This window comes from Shinella sumterensis (assembly GCF_004514425.2).
GTDB lineage: Bacteria > Pseudomonadota > Alphaproteobacteria > Rhizobiales > Rhizobiaceae > Shinella > Shinella sumterensis.
In genome coordinates this window covers 1-21,933 of the sequence record NZ_MYFN02000015.1, presented here as the reverse complement: position 1 = coordinate 21,933, position 21,933 = coordinate 1, and the positions used below count along the sequence as shown (strand labels likewise).

The window sequence follows — 21,933 nt, the reverse complement described above, 5'->3', positions numbered from 1 at the left end:
GGTCGGAGCATTTGAATATTCTCCGTCTTTGAAGAGCTGATTGAGCGAAGACCGGTTGATCAGCTGAACTTGTACTGCATTTCCTTCACGGCGATATCGCCGTTCAGAACCATCGGCTCGTCATCGAGGAACAGCGAGCAATTGCGCATTGGGATGTCCAGGTGGCATGCCGTGTCGTTCGGGCCGCCCAATTCATTATTCGGGCCCGTGGAGAACATGACGTTTCCGTAGAAGGAGCGCGCCTCCATACCCATCCCGCCCGGGAATTCGCCCGGCACCATGCGATGCCACTTGGCATTCTGGTTGAGGCCCCAGCCGACATGGCTCATGCCCATGCCACGCGGATCGTTGAAACCGGCCATGTAGGATTTGACCAACTCGGCATCGAGACCGCCGCGGATGTCGGTGATCCAGCCGTTTTCGATCGTATAGATGATCGGGTCGCGGACGTAGATGTTCTGTGGCAGCAGGATATCGCCGGGCGCGACGACGATCGTACCGTCGACGCCATCGTCGTCACCGCCGGTGAAGACAAAACCCGACGGCCAGTGGTCCCAGCGGCCCGGCTCGTCGGTGCACGCATACTCCGTGATGGCCGGATAGGTGTTGAGCTTGTAGGTGACATCCGTGCCGTGTTCGGAGGTGATCCGCATCACCTTCGCCTTGGACAGGAGGTCGCCGGCAAACTCGACGCGTTCGCGCAGTTCCTTCGTCGGCAGCATGCGGGCGAGGATTTCCGGCGGCTCCACTGCGGTCAGAATGCGCGTGCCGGATGCCTGAATCGCCATCTGCTCCGGACTAAAGAGAAGGAAGATGCAATCGATCAGCATGTCTGCGGCCTTGAGAGCCTCGACCGCTTCAGGCATGACTGCCAGACCGGTCTGGCCGACAGCCCAGGCGCCTGCCGGCGGCACAGGCGGCAGACGCATGTGATACATCTTGGCGCCCAGACGCATGCCCGCGGCCATGAAGGCGTCGGCATAGTCGAGGCGCTCGTTGCCCTGGGTCAGGACGATGAGTTTTTCACCCTCGTGCACGCCAGACATCTTCAACTGATGCAGGCAGATTTCCGTGAAGCTGAATTGATCCATGTTCGTTCCCTTTTTGATTGAAAGCTGAAGCACTTCGGATGTTACGGACAGCCGGACTTTGCCTTGGCCTTGGCGATTTCCGTGATCGCCTCCTCTTTCGAAACGACATCGCCATATTTGCTGTCGATATCGAAGAGGTTTGCATTGTGCGGATCAGGATGCCGGTCGCCGACGCACTCCCGCACGACGATGGGCCTGAAACCGTATTGAACCGCATCGACAGCGCTTGCCCGGATGCAGCCGCTGGTCGAGCAGCCAGCCATGATCACCGTGTCGATGTCCTGCGCATGCAGTTGCGAGGCGAGGCTGGTGCCGAAGAATGCGCTGGCATACTGCTTTACGATGACCAGCTCACCCTTTGCCGGCTCCACGTGGTCGCAGAACTCGGCCAGGACATTGCCCTCGACCATCGCCTTCATGACCGGCGATTTCTTCACCCACATGCCGCCATCGGCGCAGTTTTCCGCCAGATAGAGGATGCGTGTATGGATCACCGGAATGCCGGCATCCCGCGCCGCCTGGATCAGTTCGGGAGCCTGCGCAACAGCCTCGACGACGCCGGGCGCGTAGAGTGGTGCTCCCTCGATCGTATAGGCCTTCAGAAAGTCGATGACGAGTAGCGCCGGGCTCTTGCCGAAGCCGATGCGATTGCCCCAGACACCTTGATAATTCGACTCAGCGCTCTGCATGATCTCTCCTCAATAGGCGCCGGACAGAAGTGCGCCGGCACCGGGCACCACCGCCTCCAGACCGAGCGACTTCAGCATGCAATAGGTCGTCGCGACGGCGGCGGTCAGAACCGGTTTTCCGGTCATGGCCTCCACCTTGGCGATGACAGGCAGGGACGGCATCTGCACGCAGGCGGACAGGACGATCACATCGACATCGGTCAGGTCGAGCGCCTGGACGATCGCCGGTAGGTTTTCCGGATCGTGGCGGGCGACATCCAGATTGTCGGGAATTTCCAGCGCCCGCCAATCCATCACCTCAAAGCCTTCCTCGCGGATATAATCGACCACGAGTTCGGTCAACGGCTTCATATAGGGTGCGACGACGGCGATCTTTTTCGCCTTCATCACCTTCAGCCCCTCGATCAGGGCGCCGGCGCTGGTGACGACCGGAATGTTCGTGCCTTCCTCGATCGTGCGGCCGGTCAGGCGCTTTTCGGACTGGCGGTGATAGCCGAGACCCATCGCCATGATCGCGACGAGGCACGCATAACCCAACACATCGACGCGGGCATCCGACAGTTCAATGGCGCAACGATCGGATTCCGCATCCATCGCCGCCAGTTCTTCCTTGACGACCTTCTTCATGCGCATGCGGCTGGAATGGAAGGTGAAGCGCTCCGCGCGGATGGATTGCCGCGCCGTCAGCATGGCCGGGATTTCCGTCTCCATGGTGGTATTGGAACTGGGTACGATCTGGCCGATACGGTATAAGGTCTTCACGAGATAAATCCTCTGCTTTGCGAAAAAGAGCAAAAAGAAACAGCGGCGAACCGTTTGATCCGCCGCTGCCGATCAGCGGGAGAGGAAATCTCCGAGAGCCTCAAAGAAGCCGTCGAAATCATCCCAGGGGATCATGTGGCCAGCGTTCGGCACATGGACGATTTCCAGCGCGGGCTGAAGCGACAGTGCTTCCTCCTCATCCACCTTCTCAATCACGCCGCCCCGACCGGCCACCATCAGCATGGCAGGCAGCGTCAGTTTCGGCAGATCCGGAAAGATATCGTCCTTGTGGAAGTCCTCAAAAGCGGTGACGATGGCGGGCTCGTAGCAGGTGTGCAGCCATTCGGCGCGCAGCTTCAACTGTTCGTCGGTCCAGGTCGGGCAGAACGCCCTCATGCCCTCGGCGTCGATACCGCTTGTCGCCAGACGGATACTGTCGACATACCAGGGCAACTTGCTCGGATAGGCACGCCGCCCGGGCCCGGAAACCGGTGGATCGATGAGGGCGAGCCTCGAAAACGCGCGAGGCGCGGAAACTGCCGCGCGGATTGCGATGCGTGCGCCCATCGAATGACCAAGCAACGCCGGTTTCGAAAGCCCGAGCGCCGAAGCGAACGCGACGACATCGGCCGCCATCGCATCAAGACCGTAGTCGAGATCGGGGCCGGTCGAGGACAGGCCACGACCGCGCACGTCGAGGACATAGACGTCGTAGCGCTCGGCCAGCCGTTCCGCAACGAAACCCCAGGTGATCGCCGGGCTGGTGATACCGGGAATCAGGATGACGGCCGGGCCTTTCCCACCGTAGCGGAGATAATGCTGGCGGATGCCATTGGCGGAAATGTTAGCGCCGTAGAGCGCCTGCCCGCTCATGCCGCGTACTCGCTCTTCAGCGGTTCGGCATAGATATCGTAGCCATAGACCCAGGACGGATCCTCCTGGTCGAGCAGGAAGGTATTGGCATTGGAAACGGCCTGCACCCGCGTCGCGCGATCTCGGCGGTTGGCTTCATATAGCTTGAAGGCCGTGCCGAAATCGCTGACGCCGGTTTCCTGCAGGCAGCGGGTGAGCATGGCGGCATCTTCGATGGCCATGGCCGCCCCTTGCGCCATATGCGGCTTCATCGGATGGCAGGCGTCGCCAAGCAGAACCAGGCGCCCCTTGCTCCACAAGGGCAGCGGATTACGATTGAACAGCGGCCATTTGGTCACCGTATCGGTGCTCTCAATCAGAGCCTGGATGATCGGATGATAACCTTCGAAGGCGGACGCCATTTCTTCGCGACTGCTGTCGACAAAGGTGGAATCGAATTCCCATGCCGCATGCGGGACACCGGTGACATAATAATATTCGTCACGACGCGCCGTCGTGTAGTAGACCATCATATGCCGGTCAGGACCCCACCACTTGACGCAATCCTCGAAGGTGAGATCGAATTTTTTAAGCTTGTCGGCGGAGATCAACGCACGATGGCCGACCCAGCCGCTATAATTGGGCTTTTCCTCGCCAAGCAGCGTTTCGCGGACACGCGAGTTGATGCCATCGGCACCGATAACGATATCGGCGCGAACCGACGTTCCGTCCTCGAATTCCACGAGTACATCGGAACCACTGTCCTCGACGCGCGCGAGCTTCTTGCCGAAATGCAGCGTGCCGGGCTGAAGCGCATCGCATTGGATTGCCTGCAGATCACCGCGATGCACTGTGCAATAGGTTGCGCCATAGCCTTCGAGCGGAATGCGCGAAAGATAGTCGCCGGTGATTCCGTCACGGCTGAACCAGTGGGTCGGCGTGCTGCTGATATCCTTGACCTTCTGATCGACGCCGATGCGTTCGAAAATCTTCAGGACATTCGGCCCCATATGAATACCGGCGCCGAGGCGCGCAAAGCTCGGCGCCTGTTCATAGACGTTTACGTTGAACCCGGCATGCTGAAGCAACGCACCCGCGACGGCACCGCCAAGGCCTGCACCAATAATCGCAATCTTTTCATTTCCGCTGGACATGGCGACCCCTCTAACCGTCTTTCGACGGGCTGTTTTCTCATTGGATAGCTTATCGTAATTTGTAGTGTATACGCTTTAAATAGCAAGTGCGTTACGTAATTTTTTCGCTGGTCTGCGATTTTCGTCCCAAATCCTACGGCGTTTTCGCCGGTTTGCAACGCATAATTTGGACTTGCCAGCCCCCAATATGAAGCGTATACACTTTTAATATAAAAATAAGGGAACAGTTGATGCGTGATGTCGGTGACCGTCGCATCGTTATGGGATGCGGGCATCTTCGGGATGCCTGTGTCGTAGCGATTCGTCCGATTGCAAAAGGCGCGAGCCTTGTTTCCGTCGCGTGGCCGGAGCGCCGGCCTTGACGTCGGTTTCCGTTTCATTGACCGTGAATGATGCCGTCCGTCACCTTGACGCGAAGCCCGAAACGCCACTCCTCTACATCCTGAGAAACGACCTCGCCCTCAACGGACCGAAATACGGTTGCGGCCTCGGTGAATGCGGCGCCTGCGCTGTTCTTGTCGATGGTCGGCCTGTGCGCTCCTGCACGGTCCCGCTTAGTGCCGTCAGCACCCGGCGGGTGACGACGCTCGAAGGTCTCGCGGCTGAAGGAGGCCTCCATCCCGTGCAGCGCGCCTTCATCGAGGAAGCGGCGGCGCAATGCGGTTATTGTCTCAACGGCATGATCATCGCCATCGTTGGTCTGCTCGCGCGCAATCCCGACCCCGGCGAGAGCGACATTCGCGAAGCATTGCGCCATCATCTTTGCCGTTGCGGTACACATATGGAAATTCTGGCCGCCGCACGGCGGGCTGTACGCTATGCCCGGGCGGACCGGGAATCCGGCCCGGCGCCGGTCGACAAGACGGAGGTTTCGCCATGACTGCCCACCGCGAAACGCCGAAATCATCCTACATGGCCACTACCGACACGCTGCTCATCGTATCGGATGTCACCTGCGGTGATGACGCCGAACTCTACATCGCCATCCGACCGGACGGGCTTGTCACAGCCTTCAACGGTCACGTCGATCTCGGGACGGGCGTCCGCACTTCGCTTGCACAGATTGTCGCGGAGGAGCTCTGCGTACCATTCGAACAGGTCGAGATGGTACTCGGCGCGACCTCTGCCGCACCCAATCAGGGCGCGACCATTGCCAGCGAAACCATTCAGATCACAGCCGTTCCCCTGCGACTGGCCGCCGCGACGGCGCGCCATCACCTTCTCGCAAAAGCTTCCGCGAAGACCGGCGTCCCGCTTGATCAGCTTCTTCTAGAGTCCGGGATCATTCGTGCCTCTACCGGCGAAAACTGGGCCCTGACCTTTGCCGACCTCGTCGCGGGCGAACATGTGCGCCTGTCGATCGATGCCGACGCTGCCCTGAAGCCCGCATCGGACTATACGCTTGTCGGGTCGTCACGTCCGCGGGTCGATATTCCGGCGAAGGCGACCGGACAATGGACCTATGTACATGACGTGCGCGTACCCGGCATGCTGCATGGCCGCGTCGTGCGTCCACCCTATGCCGGTTTCGATCATGGCGAACATGTCGGTAACAGCCTGATCTCCATCGACGAGGGCTCCGTTGCCGATATCGACGGACTGGTCGGCGTCGTGGCCATCGGTGATTTCGTCGGCGTCGTCGCGACACGCGAGGAAATTGCCATCGAGGCCGCGAAAAGGCTCAAGGTCGTCTGGCGCGATCCGCCGGAGCGCCCGGATCTCAACGCACCGGAGGCGGCGCTGCGTGCCAATCCCGCGACGGCGCGCACGCTCGCCGATCGCGGCAATGTCGATATGGCCCTCGCCGGCAGCGCCCAGCTGCTGGAGCGGACCTATGTCTGGCCCTACCAGATGCATGGCTCGATCGGCCCGTCCTGCGCGGTGGCGGACTATCGAGACGGCGGGCTGACAGTCTGGTCGGGCACACAGAATCCCTTTCCGATGCGCCGGGATCTGGCCCTGCTCCTGGATCTCCCGGAAGACGTGATCTTGGTGGAACGTCTGGAAGCTGCCGGATGTTATGGCCGCAACTGCGCTGACGACGTCACCGCCGATGCCGCCCTGCTGTCACGCGCCGTCAAGGCTCCCGTCCGGGTCCAGTTGAGCCGCGAGCAGGAACATGCCTGGGAACCGAAAGGGGCCGCCCAGATCATGGATGTGCGTGGTGGCCTCGATCTGGAAGGCGGGCCTTCAGCCTATGATTTCCAAACGCGCTATCCCTCCAATCTCGCCCCGACCCTGCCGCTCATCCTGACCGGCAAGGTGCCACCGGTCTCCGATGTCGTGCAGATGGGTGACCGCACAGCGATACCGCCTTACGCCTATGGCAACCTGCGTGTGACGGTTCACGATATGCCGCCGATCGCCCGGGCGTCGTGGTTCCGCGGCGTGTCCGCCATGCCAAACACCTTTGCGCATGAATGCTACGTGGACGAACTGGCAGCCGCTGCTGGCGTCGACCCGATCGAATACCGGCTGCGTTATCTTGCGGATCCCCGCGCAGTCGACCTGGTCAACGCACTGGCAGAACGGGCGAAATGGGTTCCCCATACCAAATGGGGCACGCTCGGCGGCGAAGGGGACCTGCTTTACGGTCGCGGCTTTGCCTACGCGGTCTATATCCACGGCCCCTTCCCCGGCAAGGCAGCTGCCTGGGCGGCATGGGTTGCCGACGTTGCCGTCAATATCAAGACCGGTGAGGTCGCGGTCACGAAAGTGACCTGCGCCCAGGATTCCGGGATGATGATCAATCCCGATGGCGTCCGGCATCAGATCCACGGCAATGTCATACAGTCGACGAGCCGGGTGTTGAAGGAAAAGGTGGAGTTCTCTTCGACGGCCGTCACCTCGAAGGAATGGGGCGGCTATTCGTTGATCACGTTCCCCGAAGTTCCCGACATCGACGTGCTGATGATCCCGCGGCAGGACGAGCCGCCACTGGGCGTCGGGGAATCCGCATCGGTCCCAAGCGCATCCGCCATTGCCAATGCGGTCTATGACGCAACCGGAATTCGCTTTCGTGAACTGCCTTTGACGCCGGAACTGGTGCTGGCCGCTTTGAACGGCAAAGCCGACGAACCGACACCCGACCCCAAAAAACGCAAATGGCGGAACATTGGACTATCCGTCGCCGGAGTGGTCGCCGCTGTTTCAAGCATCGTGACGATGTCTTCGCCATGGCGCCCTGCGATCCCCCCGATCGCCCGTCCGGACAGCAACGTCTACAGTGCCGCCACCATCGAACGCGGACGTCTCGCCGCAGCGGCGGGTGCCTGCAACGTCTGTCACGTCGGCCCGGACGGAACAGCCTTTGCCGGCGGACGACGCTTCGACACGCCGTTCGGCGCCGTTTACGCAACCAACATCACGCCAGACAGGGAAAATGGCATCGGCGCATGGTCCTATCCGGCCTTCGAGCGGGCGATGCGCGAGGGCGTGAGCCGTGACGGCCATCACCTCTACCCCGCCCATCCCTACACCTCCTTTGCCGGAGCCGAGGATGCCGATCTTCAGGCACTCTACGCCTATATGATGACGCAAGTCCCCGTTGCGAAAAAGCCGCCGGAAACGGCGCTGAAGTTCCCCTATAACATCCGCTCGATGATGGCCGGCTGGAACGCGTTGTTCCTGAAAAACGAACCGTTTCGCTACACCGAAACCCGCTCGGCCGAATGGAACCGTGGCGCCTATCTGATCGAAACGCTCGGCCACTGTTCGGCTTGCCATACCGAGCGCAACGCGCTTGGCGCGGAGAAATCCGGAGAAGCCCGACTTTCCGGCGGATTCGCCGACGGGTGGGAAGCGCCTGCGCTCAACAGTTTTTCCAGAGGGCCGGTCGGCTGGACGGCGGATGCCTTCTACGACTACCTGCGCACTGGTCATTCGCGCGACCATGGGAGCGCTGCCGGCCCCATGGCGCATGTTGTCGAAGTCATGCAGCCACTTCCCGATACGGACATCCGTGCAATGGCGACCTATCTCGCCAGCCTGAACGAGGTAACCGCGCCGGATGCGGCTGCGGCGCAAAAAGAGGCGGCGATTGCCGCCAGCGAAACGGCAAAGGCAAAAGCCGCGCGCATCTCACCCAAGGGCGAGCGCATCTTCAACGGAGCCTGCGCCACCTGCCATCAGGGCAATACGCCCCTCTCTTCCCTGGCGCTGAACAGCAACCTGCATGCCGATACGCCGGACAATATCCTCCAGGTGATCCTCAACGGTGTCGAGGCGCCGGCGATCCTCGCCGAAACCACAGGACGAGAAGCGCCCGAAGTCATGTCGATGCCAGCATTTCGCGAGACGCTGAACGAGACGCAGATCAAGGATCTCGCCGCCTATCTGCGCGCCCGTTTCGCGCCGGACAAGGCCGCGTGGACCGACACGTCGAGCGCGATGCAACGCGTCGTGTCGCCCGCGCATTGAAGGGCAAAGAGTTGGAACCGGCGGCGACGGACAGGCAGAATGAAGACCGCGCTCTTTTCCGGGAGCCGACAGCCGCGTTTCGCCCATCCGCATACTGGTTCTGGCACTCCATACCGACGCCGGACGTCTGCCGCACCCAGCTTGCCGATTTCAAGGCGAAAGGCATTGGAACGATCCTCATCCAGGCCCGGCTGGCCATGCCGCTGGATGGTTATCTCTCCGCGCCGTATCTCGAAGCCTATCGCATATCGGCCGAAATCGCAGCTGAACTGGGCCTGAAGCTCGGCCTCTACGATGACTACAATTGGATCAGCGGCCATGCCGGCGGACGCACCGTCGCAGGTCGGGACGATCTGCGCGAACGTCATATGTTCTGGTCGTCAGGCTCGTCGCCACAAGGGGCGATTAGCGGCATCCACCCGCCTTTCGTGCAAGCGATGGGGCCGGATATCATCGGCTGGCAGTACGAGGGCGGCCGTGTCGAATGGTGCGAGTGGACGGTGGAAGCGGCAGTCCTGCACCCAGCTTCGGATATCAGGGCTCCTGACGAAATTGTCGACGTGACAACGCACGTTCGCATCACCGACAGCGATGCCGTTTCCTGCACCTATGCATTCCATGGAAATATCGAAGTGGACCAGGCGCTGACCGTCTTCATCAGTGCCCGCTCCACGACCTCGCGCCTCATCAACTACCTCCTTCCGAAAGCGGCCAGGCGTTTCATCGAGGTCGGTCTCGATCCGCTCGTCGCGGCACTGGACGGGTTGATCCCTGATCCTGTCGGCTTCGTGTTCTACGATCAGCCGGCCGCTGGCTTTTATCGTTGGGACCAGATTTCCGGCAGCCTCGGCAACAGCCTGCTTTTTGCACCATCGCTTCGCCAGACAGTGGCGGAACGGAGCGACGTATCCTTTGCGAAGGCGCTGCTGGCGCTGGTTCGCGATACCGGGCGCGAGACGTTGCGCATACGGGCCCAATTCTACGCCGCCTATTCGGCGCTGATGAACGCGGCATTCTTCGGCACCTTGCGCCATTGGGCCGAAACGACAGGAATCGTCCTGACCGGCCATGAAATCCTGCCGCATGTCTCGTCCTTTGCCCTGAATGGCGGCTTCATCAGCATCGATCCCCGCGTCGCGCCGGCGGTGGATTTCTTCGGCATCGATGCATACCGGCACCAAACGGCCGTCGATTCCAACAATTTTGCAGCGCAGCTTGCACCGAAACTCGGCGATTCCGTCGCACGCTCGAACGGACGCAGCCGATGCATGGTCGAAACTTATGCCAGCGCCGAGAGAACGACGGTGCGCGCCGCCGGCCAATGGGAACTGACGCTGGAGACCGCACGCGCGCAGGCCATCCGGCTGCATTGCCTCGGCATGCGACAGTTCATCTGGCACGGCGTCTACCAGACAGACGGCCGAGACGACGACCCCTCGCCTTTCGTCAACCCGAGATTCGATTTCGCGCCCGGCATCAATTTCGAGCCGTGGTGGCCCTATCATGATCTCTTTTCCGATGAGACTGCCCGGATTTCCGCGTTCATCGAGCCGGCGAAACCCCGCACTCCGGTCGCGATCCTGTATCCGCTTTACACCGCCTTGGCCGAAGGGCCGCGCCACAGCCATGCAACCCATCTTGGCGCGTGGTGCAAAGAGCTTCTGGCGCAGGGTTGCGATTTCATGATCGTCAGCGAGGCCGATCTGATCGCGGCGCAGATCCGGGATGGCCGGCTTTTTGCGTCGGGTCTTGTGTTCGACGCCGTGGTGCTGCCGTCGGTCACCGTCCTTGAAACAGTGGAGACGCTCCGCACGCTCGAAGCCTTCAGGTCCACGGGTGGTATGATCTGGTCGTCAGGTGAGCGCCTGTCGCTTGCCTGCGACGACGGCGCGGCGATTGCCGCGCCCACGCTGTCCCACCACTGCGATACGCCGCCCGCTGCAGAGCATATCGCCACCCTGCTTTCTTCCGTCCGGTCATCCGGTCCCGATATCCAAATCGGATCGGTGCGCAGGCCGTGGCAATGGGTCGGATACGAAGAAGGCGGCTGGTGGCGGATCGTCCTGTTCAACGATGGCCTGGAAGGCGTCGATGTCTCTATAACCCTTACCGAGGGCTTCGAATGCGAGGAATGGTCGCCCCATGACGTCACGATAACGGCTATCGGAGCCTTTCGCCATCTGGTCACAACCATCGAACCGCACGCTGTACACTGCCTGCGGATACGAGCGGCAAATCATGACGCAGCGGACAAAGGTACCATCGCCCCCCTGCCCGCCGTCGATCGCGAACGCGCCATCACGCTTGCCGATGGCTGGAGTTTCGCGCCGGGCGCAGGTGCCGATTTTGTGCCGATCTCCGTCGAAACCGGTTGGGAAAATCAGGGTTTCTCCGACTTTTCTGGCGTCGGTGTCTATCGCATGATGCTCACGGTCGAGACCGAAGCCGAGTGGATCCTAGAATTGCCGCAAGCCGAGACTGCCGTCACCGCATTCCTTGATGGCACGCCCACCGATCGGCGAGCCTGGCGGCCCTACCGCTTTACGCTCGGGCGCCTGAGCACCGGCACGCATATGCTGGAGCTTCACGTCGCCAACACGGCTGCAAACCGCTATTACCGGAACACGCCCTATCTCGGCGATAGGCCGGACGGGAGCGGCCTGACCGCTGCACCGAAACTGATCCCGCTTTCAAACTGACCGGATACCGGAACCATGCCAAAACATATGACCGTCCCCCTGATGCGCGCCTGGAACAGCTGGTCCGATCGCCCGGCCGAAATGGTTTTCCTGCCACTTGGCGTGCGTATCACACCGGTGCTCTATTCAACCCGCAGCAAGACGACCTCGGCCATCGAATCGCGTCACAACCCGGTCCGGCTGGGCCGGCATACCATCGACGGGTCACTGATCGAACTCGAAACCGACCACACCGGAACAACGATCGCCTTCTCGACGACCAAAACCGACCCGTTTGCCGTTCGCGGAAGCTGGGAAGGAACGGTTTCCGCCGAATGGGGTCTGCGGTTCTGGCTGACGCTGGCGATCTCCTCCGATGGCGGCGAGGTCGGTGTCCACGATGCCGGGCGCGACACCACACTCCTGAAGGTCGGCACGCGCTTCGTCGCGGTCGTGACGGCTGAAGCGCCGGTCCATGTCACCGGTCATGATACGATCGATGCCCTGCGCGCCGACTTCGAGGAAAATGGCTATTTCTATACGGCGACGCGCCGTAACGAGGCGCCCGTGATCGCGCTGCGGTTCAATCTGGAAATGATGCGCAAGGGCGCCTATGCCGCCGCCGTTGCCGACAGCGCCGAACTTGCCGTCGAGAAAGCCAAGGCGTGCCTTGCCGGCGGCACGGCTCCGGCCAAGACAGAAGCCCAGAGCGGTGCGTTTAACGGTTCCCTCGACGCAGTGCGTGACGTGGTCGCGTGGAACACAATCTGGGACGACACCAATGCGCGACCCTATACGGCTGTAACGCGGATCTGGAATCTCGGGAAATTCGCCGTCTGGTACAATGATCAGCTTTTTGCGGCTCTTCTGGCCGGCGTTTTCGATGCGGATCTGGCGCGCGAAAACATGGCGACCGCCATGGCCAGCGCCACGCCCCAGGGCAATATCGCCTGCATCGTCACCTCAAACGATGCCTGGGTCGATCGCAGCCAGCATCCGAACGGCGCCCTGGTCGCTTGGCAACTCTATCAGCGAACCGGCGAACGCTCGATGATCGCGGCAAGCTACGACGCCCTTGCCCGCAATCAACGCTGGTGGTGGGAGAACCGCGATCCGGATTCCTTCGGGCTCCTGTCTTGCGGGACGTCCGACGTGGGCGAAGGTCTCTACAAGGGCACGGCTTTCGGTGCCCGCAACGAGACCGGGATGGACAATTCCGCGACCCATGACGAGGCGGTCTACGATCCGGTCACCCGCACGCTGTCCACGTTCGATCTCGGCCTGAACTGCGCAGCCGCGCTCGATGCCGAAATGCTGTCCAAGATGGCAACGGTGCTCGGCAAGCATGATGATGCCCGCGAATTTGCAGATATCGCCGAACGCAGCCGCAAGCTGATCTCGGAAACGCTCTGGGACGAAACACGCGGCATCTTCGCCAACCGTCAGCGTAGCGGCGGTTTCGTCCGCTCGCTCTCGCCAACCAGCTTCTATCCGCTGCTCTGCGGCGCAGCCACACCAGAGCAGGCTGCACGTCTGCTTGAACATTTGAGCGACGAGAGGACATTCGGCGGAGATTTCGTGCTGCCGAACGCGACACGCGATGACCCTGCCTTCGGCGATAATGTCTATTGGCGCGGACGCATCTGGCCGAACGTCAACTACATGGTCTGGCTTGGCCTGCGCCGCTATGGGTTCCATGCGCAGGCGAGCAAGCTTGCCGACCAGAGCTACGCGCTTTTCATGAAATCCTGGAGCAGGGACCGTATCGCCGCGGAAAACTACAATGCGGTCACAGGCGAGGCGATGGATCAGGGCGACACCGATCCATTCTATATCTGGGCCGCTTTGCTGCCTCTGATGGCGACGGGTGAAATCGTCGATTTCGATCCCTGGACAGGATGGACGATCCACAATGGCGGCAAGGACCTTTCTATCGGACCGATGCTGTCGCCCGCGGGAACCTTGAACATTACGATCGAAGCCGGCCTGCTCTCTATGACGCTGAATGACCGCGTCGTGATGCAAACAGACCTGCAGACAACGTTTTCCCGAATCGACATCGGGCCAACGGCCTTTTCCTGTGCCATTTCGCCGGTCTTGGAAGCGGGCGAAATCATCCTGCCGAATGTATCCGCGCGCGCGGTGGCGAGCGTGCGGGTCGATGGCGACGAGGTGGATTATACCACAAGCCACGATGGTATCCGCGTGAACATTGCCGAAAGCGCGCAGGCTCGGCATTTCCAGGTCTATTTTTATCGGCATGAACACGCGTGGGGGCAAGAAGCGCTTGACAGGCAGAAAATCCTGCCCAATAGTTTGTACACAAATAAAAACGAAAAGACTGAAAAAGACCAGAGGGTTTGAACTAAGGATCGCGATGGGAGTTTGATACTCTCGCTTGAGGTCTGCATAGCAGATAGTGTTGCATTGTCGTTTCGGAAAGACGTTCCGCTATCGTGCGGAGCATGAATTCGTTCGTCCCGAAATACTCGGTTGCCAGCATTCTCATCCCCTCTGTTTTGTTTGTACACAAACATAATTGTGCGCCTGCAAGGCGCCTTCTACCGTCGGCCTTGCCGATTCCATTGTGGTCGTTGACCAAGTCACGATCATCGCAACTGTGTATTTACGAGAGGGGTGCCAACATGACTGAGCTTACCAAACGCAATGTATTGAAACTGATGTCCGCGGCACTTGTAGCCGCCAGCGCATTTGCAGCGCTCCCGGGCATGGCTTTTGCGGCCGGCACCATCACGGTCCTGAACTGGCAGGGCTATGGCACCGACGAAGCCTGGTCGATCAAGGCCTTTACCGAGAAGACCGGCATTGAAGTCGTTCACGACTATTACAGCTCGGAATCGGAGATGCTGACCAAGCTGCGCACCAATCCCGGCGCTTACGATCTGGTTGTTCTCAATGCAGCGCGTTGCGCACAGGCGATCGCCGAAGACCTTCTCCAGCCGATCGATTTCAGCAAGGTGCCGAACTCGAAGACGGTCGACAACGCATTCCTGACCAATCCGAACTTCAGCAAGGACGGCACGGGCTATGCGGTTCCGTGGGTGTGGGGAATGACGTCGCTGGCAATCCGCGACGGCATGCCGGTTCCCGACAGCTACGCCGCTCTGGCTGATCCTGCCTACAGGGGCCGCGTTGCCTTCGATGACGACGCCATCATCAATGTTGGCATCGGCGCCCTCATGACCGGTCAGGACATGAACGACCCCAAGGATCTGGCTGCCGTCATCGAAGCGCTGAAGTCGATCAAGCCGAACGTCAAACTGCTCTGGTCGACCGAAGATCAGTGGAACAAGTCTTTCGCGGCCAAGGAGTTCGATCTCTCGGTATTCTGGTCCGGCGGTTCCGTGCGTTCGAAGCGCAATTCCAAGCTCCCGGTGACCTTTGTCGTTCCCAAGGAAGGCGCAGTCGGCTGGGTTGACGGTCTCGGCATCCCGGCGTCGGCCCCGAACCCCGAAGGTGCGCTTGCCTTCGCCAACTGGATGATCGATCCAACCTTCTATGTGGAATGGGCAACCAAGGTCGGCGCGCCGGCATCCGCGAACACCGCCGCCATCGATGCACTGCCCGCCGACGACCTCAGCCGCCAGGTGCACAAGGCCGAATACCTGAAGACAATGAGCATCATGTCGGCCTTGCCGGATGATCGCCGGGAAGCCTTCAACAACATCTGGCAGGAAGTGAAAGCCTTCTATGCGGAATGACCAGCTGACACTGGCGCCAGCGCGCGGACCTTCCGGTCCGCGCAACGGGCGCGCACTGCCGCCATGGGTTTCGACCACGGCACTCCTGATGCCGACATATGGCTGGCTGACGATCGCGGTATTCCTGCCGCTTCTGACGATGTTCGCGTTCAGCTTCCTGTCGGCGACCCCGATGGGCAAGGCGCCGATCGTTTTCACGTTGAAACAGTACCGGGCCTTCTTCGACCAGCCCTATCTGGTGGGCATCGGCATCACATCGCTGCTGATCGGCTTCTGGACGACGCTGATCTGTGCCATCCTGGGCTTTCTGGCCGCCGTCGCGCTGGTGCGCTCGACATTCGGCAAGACGCGCGAAATGCTGCTCATCCTCATTCTCCTGCCGTTCTGGACGAACGGCCTGGTCCGCGTCTTTTCATGGACGATGGTGCTCAGGGAAAACGGCTTCCTCGACAGTCTGCTGCATATGGTTGCGCCGGATGCCGGGTCGATCGGGTTCCTCTATACCCGCTATGCGATCGTGGTCGGCCTGGTTCACGGTTACCTGCCCTACATGATCCTCACTTGCTATATCGCGCTCGTGACGATCGATGACGCGATCATCGAAGCCGCAGCCAGCCTAGGGGCGCGCTGGTGGACCATCCTTTTCAAGATTCTCCTGCCACTTGCGGCCCCCGGCCTCATCTCGGGCGCAGTCCTGACCTTCGTTCCGGTCATCGGGTCGTTCATGGAACCCCGAATTCTCGGCGGGCGTGTCGGCGTGACAATGGGAACGGTGATCGAGGACCAGTTCACACAGGCTTTCAACTGGCCACTGGGCGCATCCCTGTCCTTCACGCTTCTCGCTGTCGTGCTCGCAATCTTTGCAACCTTCTCCGGCGTCCTGCGCCGTGGCACAGCGGCGTGAGGAGACGATCATGAAATCACTTGGCCGTTTCTATCTCATCGCCACCCTGGTCTTTCTCTACACGCCCATCCTCGTGATGATGGCCATGGGTTTCAATGAATCGCAACTTTACGAACTGCCCTTCACGTTCTCGACGCGTTGGTACGATGCGCTCTGGAACAACAAGATCCTGCTGACGGCAGGCATGAACAGCATCATCATCGCGCTGATCACGTCTGTCGTTGCAACGGCGCTCGGAACCATGGCGTCGGTGGCGCTCTCGCGGCGGACGTTTCGCGGCAAGAGCCTGCTACAGCTCATGCTTTTGCCGCCGATCGCCATTCCGTGGCTGATCACCGGCACGGCCATGCTGATCTTCTTCTACTGGAGCGGGATCGGCCGGGGCATGCATGCGCTGTTGATCGGCCATGTCGCGCTTGCCATTCCCTATGTGGTTCTGGTCGTCGGCACCGGTTTCCGGACCATCCGCGCCGATCTCGAAGAAGCGGCGATGAGCCTCGGCTCGACGCCGGTGCATGCCTTCTTCTCCGTGACACTGCCGCTGCTATATCCGAGTATTCTGGGCGCTGCCCTGTTTGCCTTCGCGGTGTCGCTCGACCAATTCGTGATTTCCTACTTTCTCGCAACGCCCGGCTATACGACGCTGCCGGTGCAGATCTACTCCTCGATCCGCAAGGGCTTCACCCCTGAAATCAATGCGATCTCGACCGTGCTCCTGCTCGGCTCGATGACCGTGATCCTGATTTTTGCGCGCTTTGCCAAGCCCGGAGACACCCGTGACAAACGTTAAAGTCAATTCTGTCGCCAAGACCTACGGAACCACACCGGTTCTCGCCGATATCACCACCGAATTTGCGGACGGCTCCTTCACAAGCCTCCTCGGCCCCTCCGGGTCGGGCAAGACGACATTGCTGCGCATCATTGCCGGCTTCATCAAGCCGGACCAGGGCTTGGTAATGATCGGTAACAACGATGTCACGGATGTTCCTGTCTGGGGTCGCAATATCGGCATGATGTTCCAGTCCTATGCGCTCTTCCCGCATATGACCATTGCCCAGAACGTCGCCTTCGGCCTCGAACGGCGCGGCATCAGGGGCGCAGAGGCGCGCAGGCAAGTCGACCGCGCGCTGGAAATGGTTCGTCTTCCGGGCTTTGGCGACCGCACGCCAAAACAGCTTTCCGGCGGTCAGCAGCAGCGTGTGGCATTGGCCCGCGCCATCGTGATCAAGCCGAGCGTATTGCTTCTCGACGAACCGCTATCGGCGCTCGATCGCAGGCTTCGTCAGGAAATGCAGGTCGAGTTGCTGCGCATCCAGCGAGAAAGCGGCCTGACGACCATTTTCGTGACCCATGACCAGGAAGAGGCGCTGACCCTTTCGGACAAGGTGGCCATTCTCGACAAAGGCCGCATCGTGCAGATCGGCGAACCGGAAACGGTTTATGAAAAGCCGCTGACGCGGTTTTCGGCCGAATTCCTCGGCGATTCCAACTTTCTCACTGGCGCGGTTGAAGACGGCGCCGTTCGCCTCGCCGATGGTTCCCTGATCAAGAGCACGAGCATATTGCCCGCGACGGGCTCCACGGTCACGCTTGCAATACGCCCCGAGAAAATGGCGATCGCGTCGGGCAGTACCGCTGAAAACAGCATCAAGGCGCGCATCACCACCGTCATCTACGCCGGTCCCGTCTTGTCCTATCATCTGGAGACGGCCGATGGCCTGCCGCTCAAGCTGTTCGCCCAGAACCGCGACGGCACGGTCCTCAAGGAAGGCGACGAGATTTCGCTCACCTGGTCGGCGCAGCACACGGTCGCGGTGGCGGACTGATCATGGAAACCGCGGCATTCTCGAAAAACACGCTGCACCTCGTTATCGACATGCAGCGCCTCTTTGCCGAGGAAACCGTGTGGTACACGCCGTCGATGGCGGATATTCTTCCGAACGTGCTGAAGCTCTGCAAAGCACGCCCGCAGGAGACCCTCTATGCCCGTTTCATCGTCCCGCAGAACGCAGGCGCCGCGACAGGCCGGTGGAAGACTTATTATGAACGATGGTCGTCCGTCACACGCGATGCAATTGATCCCGCCATGCTGGATCTGATGGCGCCACTGGCAGCCATTGCCGATGAAAGCAACATCATCGACAAGGCGACCTACTCCATTTTCGGTTCGCCCGGCTTTGACGAACGCCTGAAAGCTTCGGGCGTCGATACGCTGATTTTTTCCGGCGTCGAGACCGATGTCTGCGTCTATGCCAGCGTCCTTGATGCCGTCGACGCCGGCTACAGGGTCATCCTTGCCATCGACGCGCTGACAAGCAGCGATCAGGCGGCGCATGATGCGGTCATGACCCATCTGGTCCCAAGGCTTTCGGAACAGGTTGAAACCTTGTCCACGCAGGCCATTCTGAATTTGTGGCGAGATGAGGCAGTATGACGGGGCGTCAAATCCCTGGCAAAAGGCAAAGTTCGAGAGATCCGATGGACGTTCCGGCCAAAGACAATACCAGCTCTGATGATGGCAGCCCGTCTTCGACGTCCGGTGGCGGCGATCAACACGCCCAATATATGCTTGGCGAACAGATCGGCTTTTATCTGCGCCAGGCCAACCAACGGCACGTGGCCATTTTTGCCAGCCTGATCTCCGAGAAGCTGACGACAACCCAATGGGCGGCGCTGGTCAAGCTCAAGGATCTCCAGCCCTGCTCCCAAGGCAATCTCGGCCGCGAAACCGCGATGGACATGGCGACAATCAAGGGGGTCGTGGACCGCCTCGTCAAACGAGGTCTCGTTCATACCGCGCCGGATCCGACTGACGCACGCCGCCTTGTCCTCACCTTGACCGCCGAAGGGGAAGCAACGGTCAGCCGCAATCTGTCGATTGCGCTGCAAATCTCGCAGGAAACGCTGGGCACGCTCTCCCCTGCCGAGCGCATGATGTTGATGGAATTGCTCCGGAAAATCTGCTGAGCAGCCTCGCGCTTGCCACAAGACTTGAAAGCTCCCTCATGTTCCAGCCGACGGACGACGAAATCATATCGCTTGTCGATCAGATGACGGCGGTCGAGAAGGTCGATCTTCTGAGCGGTCGCGGGCTCTGGAAAACCGCCGGCATCGAGAGGCTCGGCATCCCGTCGATCGTCATGACCGACGGTACGTACGGCGTCCGATATTCGACCACGCAGATCGATGCCGGCGACAGCGATGAGAACAGCCTCCAGGCATTTCTGGGACTCGTCAACCAGCAAGCTGGTGACGGAAGCGGTATGTTCGGCACGACGCGACCGGCAACCTGCTTTCCAAACGGCAATCTGATTGGCTGCTCCTGGGATGTTGACCTCGCCTATCGCATGGGCGCGGCGCTTGCCGCGGAGTGCCAGAACTTTGGCGTACATCTCCTGCTCGGGCCGGGCATCAACACCCGCCGCACGCCACTCGCCGGCAGGGCCTATGAATATTATTCGGAAGATCCGGTCATCAATGGTGATCTCGCCGCTGGGCTGATTTCCGGACTTCAGGACGGTGGTGTCGGCGCCTCGCTCAAGCATTTCGCCTGCAACAATTCCGAAATCGACCGAACCACGACAAGTTCTGAGGTCGATGAACGGGCCTTGCGTGAAATCTACCTCGCCGGTTTCGAGCGTGCGATCGAAAAGAGCGGGCCATGGACCGTCATGAGTTCCTACAATCTGCTCAACGGCGTGCAGGCGGCCGAAAATCATTGGTTGCTGACCAAAGTGCTTCGTGACGAATGGGGGTATGACGGGCTGGTGCTCTCCGATTGGCACGCCATCAAGGACCGTGCCGCGTCCTTGCGCGCCGGAACGGTGCTGGACATGCCGGAGAGCAAGCCGCGCAAGCAGCAGTTGCTCGCTGCGATCGAAACCGGTGACGTCGAACTCGACGCTGTGGACGCAGCCTGCAGGACGCTCCTGAAGTTCATACGCCTGTGCAAAGCCAACGAACGGCCGGACACAACCGTCGACCTCGATGAACATCACCGGCTCTCGCGCCAGCTTGCGGCGGAATCAATTGTACTTCTGAAGAACCAGGGCAGTATCCTGCCACTGGATCCCAAGGCATTACGCCGTCTCCTTATCATCGGCGACAGCGCCCTTGAGCCAATCATCCAGGGCTCGGGATCTGCTACGACCAATCCCTACCGCGTCGATTGTCCATTGACGCAGATCACCGAACGCGCCGGTGCAGGATTCGATGTCCGTCACCTGCCGTCCGAAAGCGCCCCAAACGCCGCTGTTGAGGCGGCACGGGACGCCGATGTCACGATCGTCTTTGCCGAAAATGAGAAGAGCCGCCACGGCGAAGGCAATGACCGTGACACGCTGAGGCTCGCTGCGGGCCAGGCCGCAATCATCCAGGCGCTGGCTGATGCGGGGCGAAGCGTTATCGTCATCTTGTCCATGCCAGATGCTGTGGAAGCGCCGTGGATCGACGGCGTCGATGCCGTGCTGGCGTGTTTTTATCCCGGTCAGGGCGGCGGTGAAGCTATCGCCCAGATACTGTTCGGTGAAAGAAACCCCTGCGGCAAGCTGTCGGTTACCATGCCGGTGCGCATCGAAGACATTCCAGGTTGGCATACCTATCCGGGCGAACATGGCCGCCACTTCTACAGTGAAGGGATTTTCGTCGGATACCGGTTCTACGATCTAAAGGCGATAGAGCCGCTATACCCTTTTGGTCACGGCTTGAGCTACACGACCTTTTCCTATGAAGACATGACACTCGATACCGACGTCGCTACACCGGGCACCCATTGCACCGCTCGTGTCACTGCGCGAAATACCGGTGCGGTCGCGGGCAAGGAAATTGTTCAACTCTACATCCGTCCGGTCAAGCCCGGCTTGAAGCGACCAATCAGGGAGCTCAAAGCCTTTGCCAAAGTGCATCTGTGTCCCGGCGAAGAGAAAACCGTGACGTTTGCGCTCAGTCCACGCGATTTCCACTATTACGATACCACGCGCTCCACATGGGTTCTGGATGCCGAAGCCTTCGTGATCGAGGCCGCCGCCTCATCGCGCGACATCCGCCTTAGCCGAACCCTGGCCTGCCACCGCCAGACATTTCTGCCGTCAAACCTTTCCCCAGATTCGCCGCCAGCGCTGATCTTTTCCCATCCGCAGGCGGATACGGTGTTACGCGAGTTCCTGGCAGCAAAACTCTCCATCACGGATAGCGAGGCAATCGCGCTTTTGGACAAGGTTCGTGGCTCATTCCTTGGGTTCTACGATACACTCAGCTGGTTCGTCGGCGATACCGTTGCGAAAGAAGATATTTGTGTCCTGCTAGAGGGTCTGAACGAAGCGGTCCATAAATCAGAGTAAGTCTAAAATCCGCCATTGGTAAGCTCGGTGTTTATTGCAGCACCTAGGCTCAGGACCTATTAATTTCGTTTGAAATGTGCTTCACGGCTTCCAATAGGAGGCCTTGATGGGTGATTTGTTTCTGCTAAGCGAGCGCCAGATGGCGCGGATATCGCCGTTCTTTCCGCTGTCCCACGGAGTGCCGAGGGTCGATGACCGCCGGGTGGTGAGCGGCATCGTCTACGTTATTCGCAACGGTCTCCGGTGGAAGGACGCGCCGACTGGCTACGGTCCGCATAAGACGCTCTACAACCGCTTCATTCGCTGGAGCCGGCTCGGCGTCT

Annotated in this window: 16 protein-coding genes and 1 pseudogene; 12 read left to right on the top strand and 5 right to left on the bottom strand. The window is 60.3% G+C overall.

Translation table 11 applies throughout. From position 1 onward, the window contains the following. Positions 1-59 precede the first annotated feature (59 nt). The 5 genes from B5M41_RS22050 to B5M41_RS22030 form a co-directional block, all read right to left on the bottom strand. Positions 60-1,091, bottom strand: a complete 1,032-nt coding sequence (locus tag B5M41_RS22050) for a M29 family metallopeptidase (RefSeq protein ID WP_134650210.1) — start codon at positions 1,089-1,091, stop codon at positions 60-62. Positions 1,092-1,132: 41 nt separating this feature from the next. After that, positions 1,133-1,780 carry an N-carbamoylsarcosine amidohydrolase gene (locus tag B5M41_RS22045; protein WP_134650209.1) on the bottom strand — a complete coding sequence of 216 codons (648 nt, stop codon included), beginning with the start codon at positions 1,778-1,780 and terminating at the stop codon, positions 1,133-1,135. A gap of 9 nt (positions 1,781-1,789) precedes the next feature. After that, entirely contained in the window at positions 1,790-2,542 is a 753-nt protein-coding gene (locus tag B5M41_RS22040; protein ID WP_134650208.1) for a maleate cis-trans isomerase family protein, read from the bottom strand. A 72-nt stretch (positions 2,543-2,614) separates the two neighbouring features. Beyond that, on the bottom strand, positions 2,615-3,415 hold the full coding sequence (locus tag B5M41_RS22035; protein WP_134650207.1) for an alpha/beta fold hydrolase: 801 nt from the start codon (positions 3,413-3,415) through the stop codon (positions 2,615-2,617). Then, positions 3,412-4,548, bottom strand: a complete 1,137-nt coding sequence (locus B5M41_RS22030) for an FAD-dependent monooxygenase (protein WP_134650206.1) — start codon at positions 4,546-4,548, stop codon at positions 3,412-3,414. Before B5M41_RS22030 ends, B5M41_RS22035 begins: the two co-directional genes overlap by 4 nt. A 379-nt stretch (positions 4,549-4,927) precedes the next feature. Between B5M41_RS22030 and B5M41_RS22025 the strand changes: the two genes are divergently transcribed. The 12 genes and pseudogenes from B5M41_RS22025 to B5M41_RS21970 form a co-directional block, all read left to right on the top strand. Continuing rightward, entirely contained in the window at positions 4,928-5,428 is a 501-nt protein-coding gene (locus B5M41_RS22025) for a (2Fe-2S)-binding protein (protein WP_230640297.1), read from the top strand. Next, positions 5,425-8,967: a molybdopterin cofactor-binding domain-containing protein gene (locus tag B5M41_RS22020; protein ID WP_134650204.1), complete on the top strand. Its 3,543-nt coding sequence runs from the start codon at positions 5,425-5,427 to the stop codon at positions 8,965-8,967. The genes B5M41_RS22025 and B5M41_RS22020 overlap by 4 nt, the downstream gene beginning before the upstream one ends. Positions 8,968-8,978: 11 nt before the next feature. Next, on the top strand, positions 8,979-11,666 hold the full coding sequence (locus B5M41_RS22015; RefSeq protein WP_134650291.1) for a carbohydrate-binding protein: 2,688 nt from the start codon (positions 8,979-8,981) through the stop codon (positions 11,664-11,666). A gap of 15 nt (positions 11,667-11,681) precedes the next feature. Then, positions 11,682-13,898 (top strand): annotated as a pseudogene (locus tag B5M41_RS22010) (MGH1-like glycoside hydrolase domain-containing protein); the annotation flags it as partial. 392 nt (positions 13,899-14,290) lie between these two features. Next, positions 14,291-15,367 (top strand): ABC transporter substrate-binding protein, encoded by a 1,077-nt coding sequence (locus B5M41_RS22005; protein ID WP_134650202.1) that lies wholly within the window; start codon positions 14,291-14,293, stop codon positions 15,365-15,367. Then, the gene (locus B5M41_RS22000) at positions 15,357-16,271 is read left to right on the top strand and encodes an ABC transporter permease (RefSeq protein WP_134650201.1); all 915 of its coding nucleotides are present in this window, start codon (positions 15,357-15,359) and stop codon (positions 16,269-16,271) included. Before B5M41_RS22005 ends, B5M41_RS22000 begins: the two co-directional genes overlap by 11 nt. A gap of 10 nt (positions 16,272-16,281) precedes the next feature. Then, positions 16,282-17,061 (top strand): ABC transporter permease, encoded by a 780-nt coding sequence (locus B5M41_RS21995; protein WP_134650200.1) that lies wholly within the window; start codon positions 16,282-16,284, stop codon positions 17,059-17,061. Then, entirely contained in the window at positions 17,048-18,097 is a 1,050-nt protein-coding gene (locus B5M41_RS21990) for an ABC transporter ATP-binding protein (protein WP_134650199.1), read from the top strand. The genes B5M41_RS21995 and B5M41_RS21990 overlap by 14 nt, the downstream gene beginning before the upstream one ends. 2 nt (positions 18,098-18,099) lie before the next feature. Then, positions 18,100-18,705: a cysteine hydrolase family protein gene (locus B5M41_RS21985; protein ID WP_134650198.1), complete on the top strand. Its 606-nt coding sequence runs from the start codon at positions 18,100-18,102 to the stop codon at positions 18,703-18,705. 44 nt (positions 18,706-18,749) lie between these two features. Beyond that, the gene (locus B5M41_RS21980; RefSeq protein ID WP_134650197.1) at positions 18,750-19,238 is read left to right on the top strand and encodes a MarR family winged helix-turn-helix transcriptional regulator; all 489 of its coding nucleotides are present in this window, start codon (positions 18,750-18,752) and stop codon (positions 19,236-19,238) included. 38 nt (positions 19,239-19,276) lie between these two features. Then, positions 19,277-21,610 (top strand): beta-glucosidase family protein, encoded by a 2,334-nt coding sequence (locus B5M41_RS21975; protein ID WP_134650196.1) that lies wholly within the window; start codon positions 19,277-19,279, stop codon positions 21,608-21,610. 106 nt (positions 21,611-21,716) lie between these two features. Beyond that, on the top strand, positions 21,717-21,933 hold a 217-nt coding region (locus tag B5M41_RS21970; RefSeq protein ID WP_230640285.1), incomplete at its 3' end, for a transposase.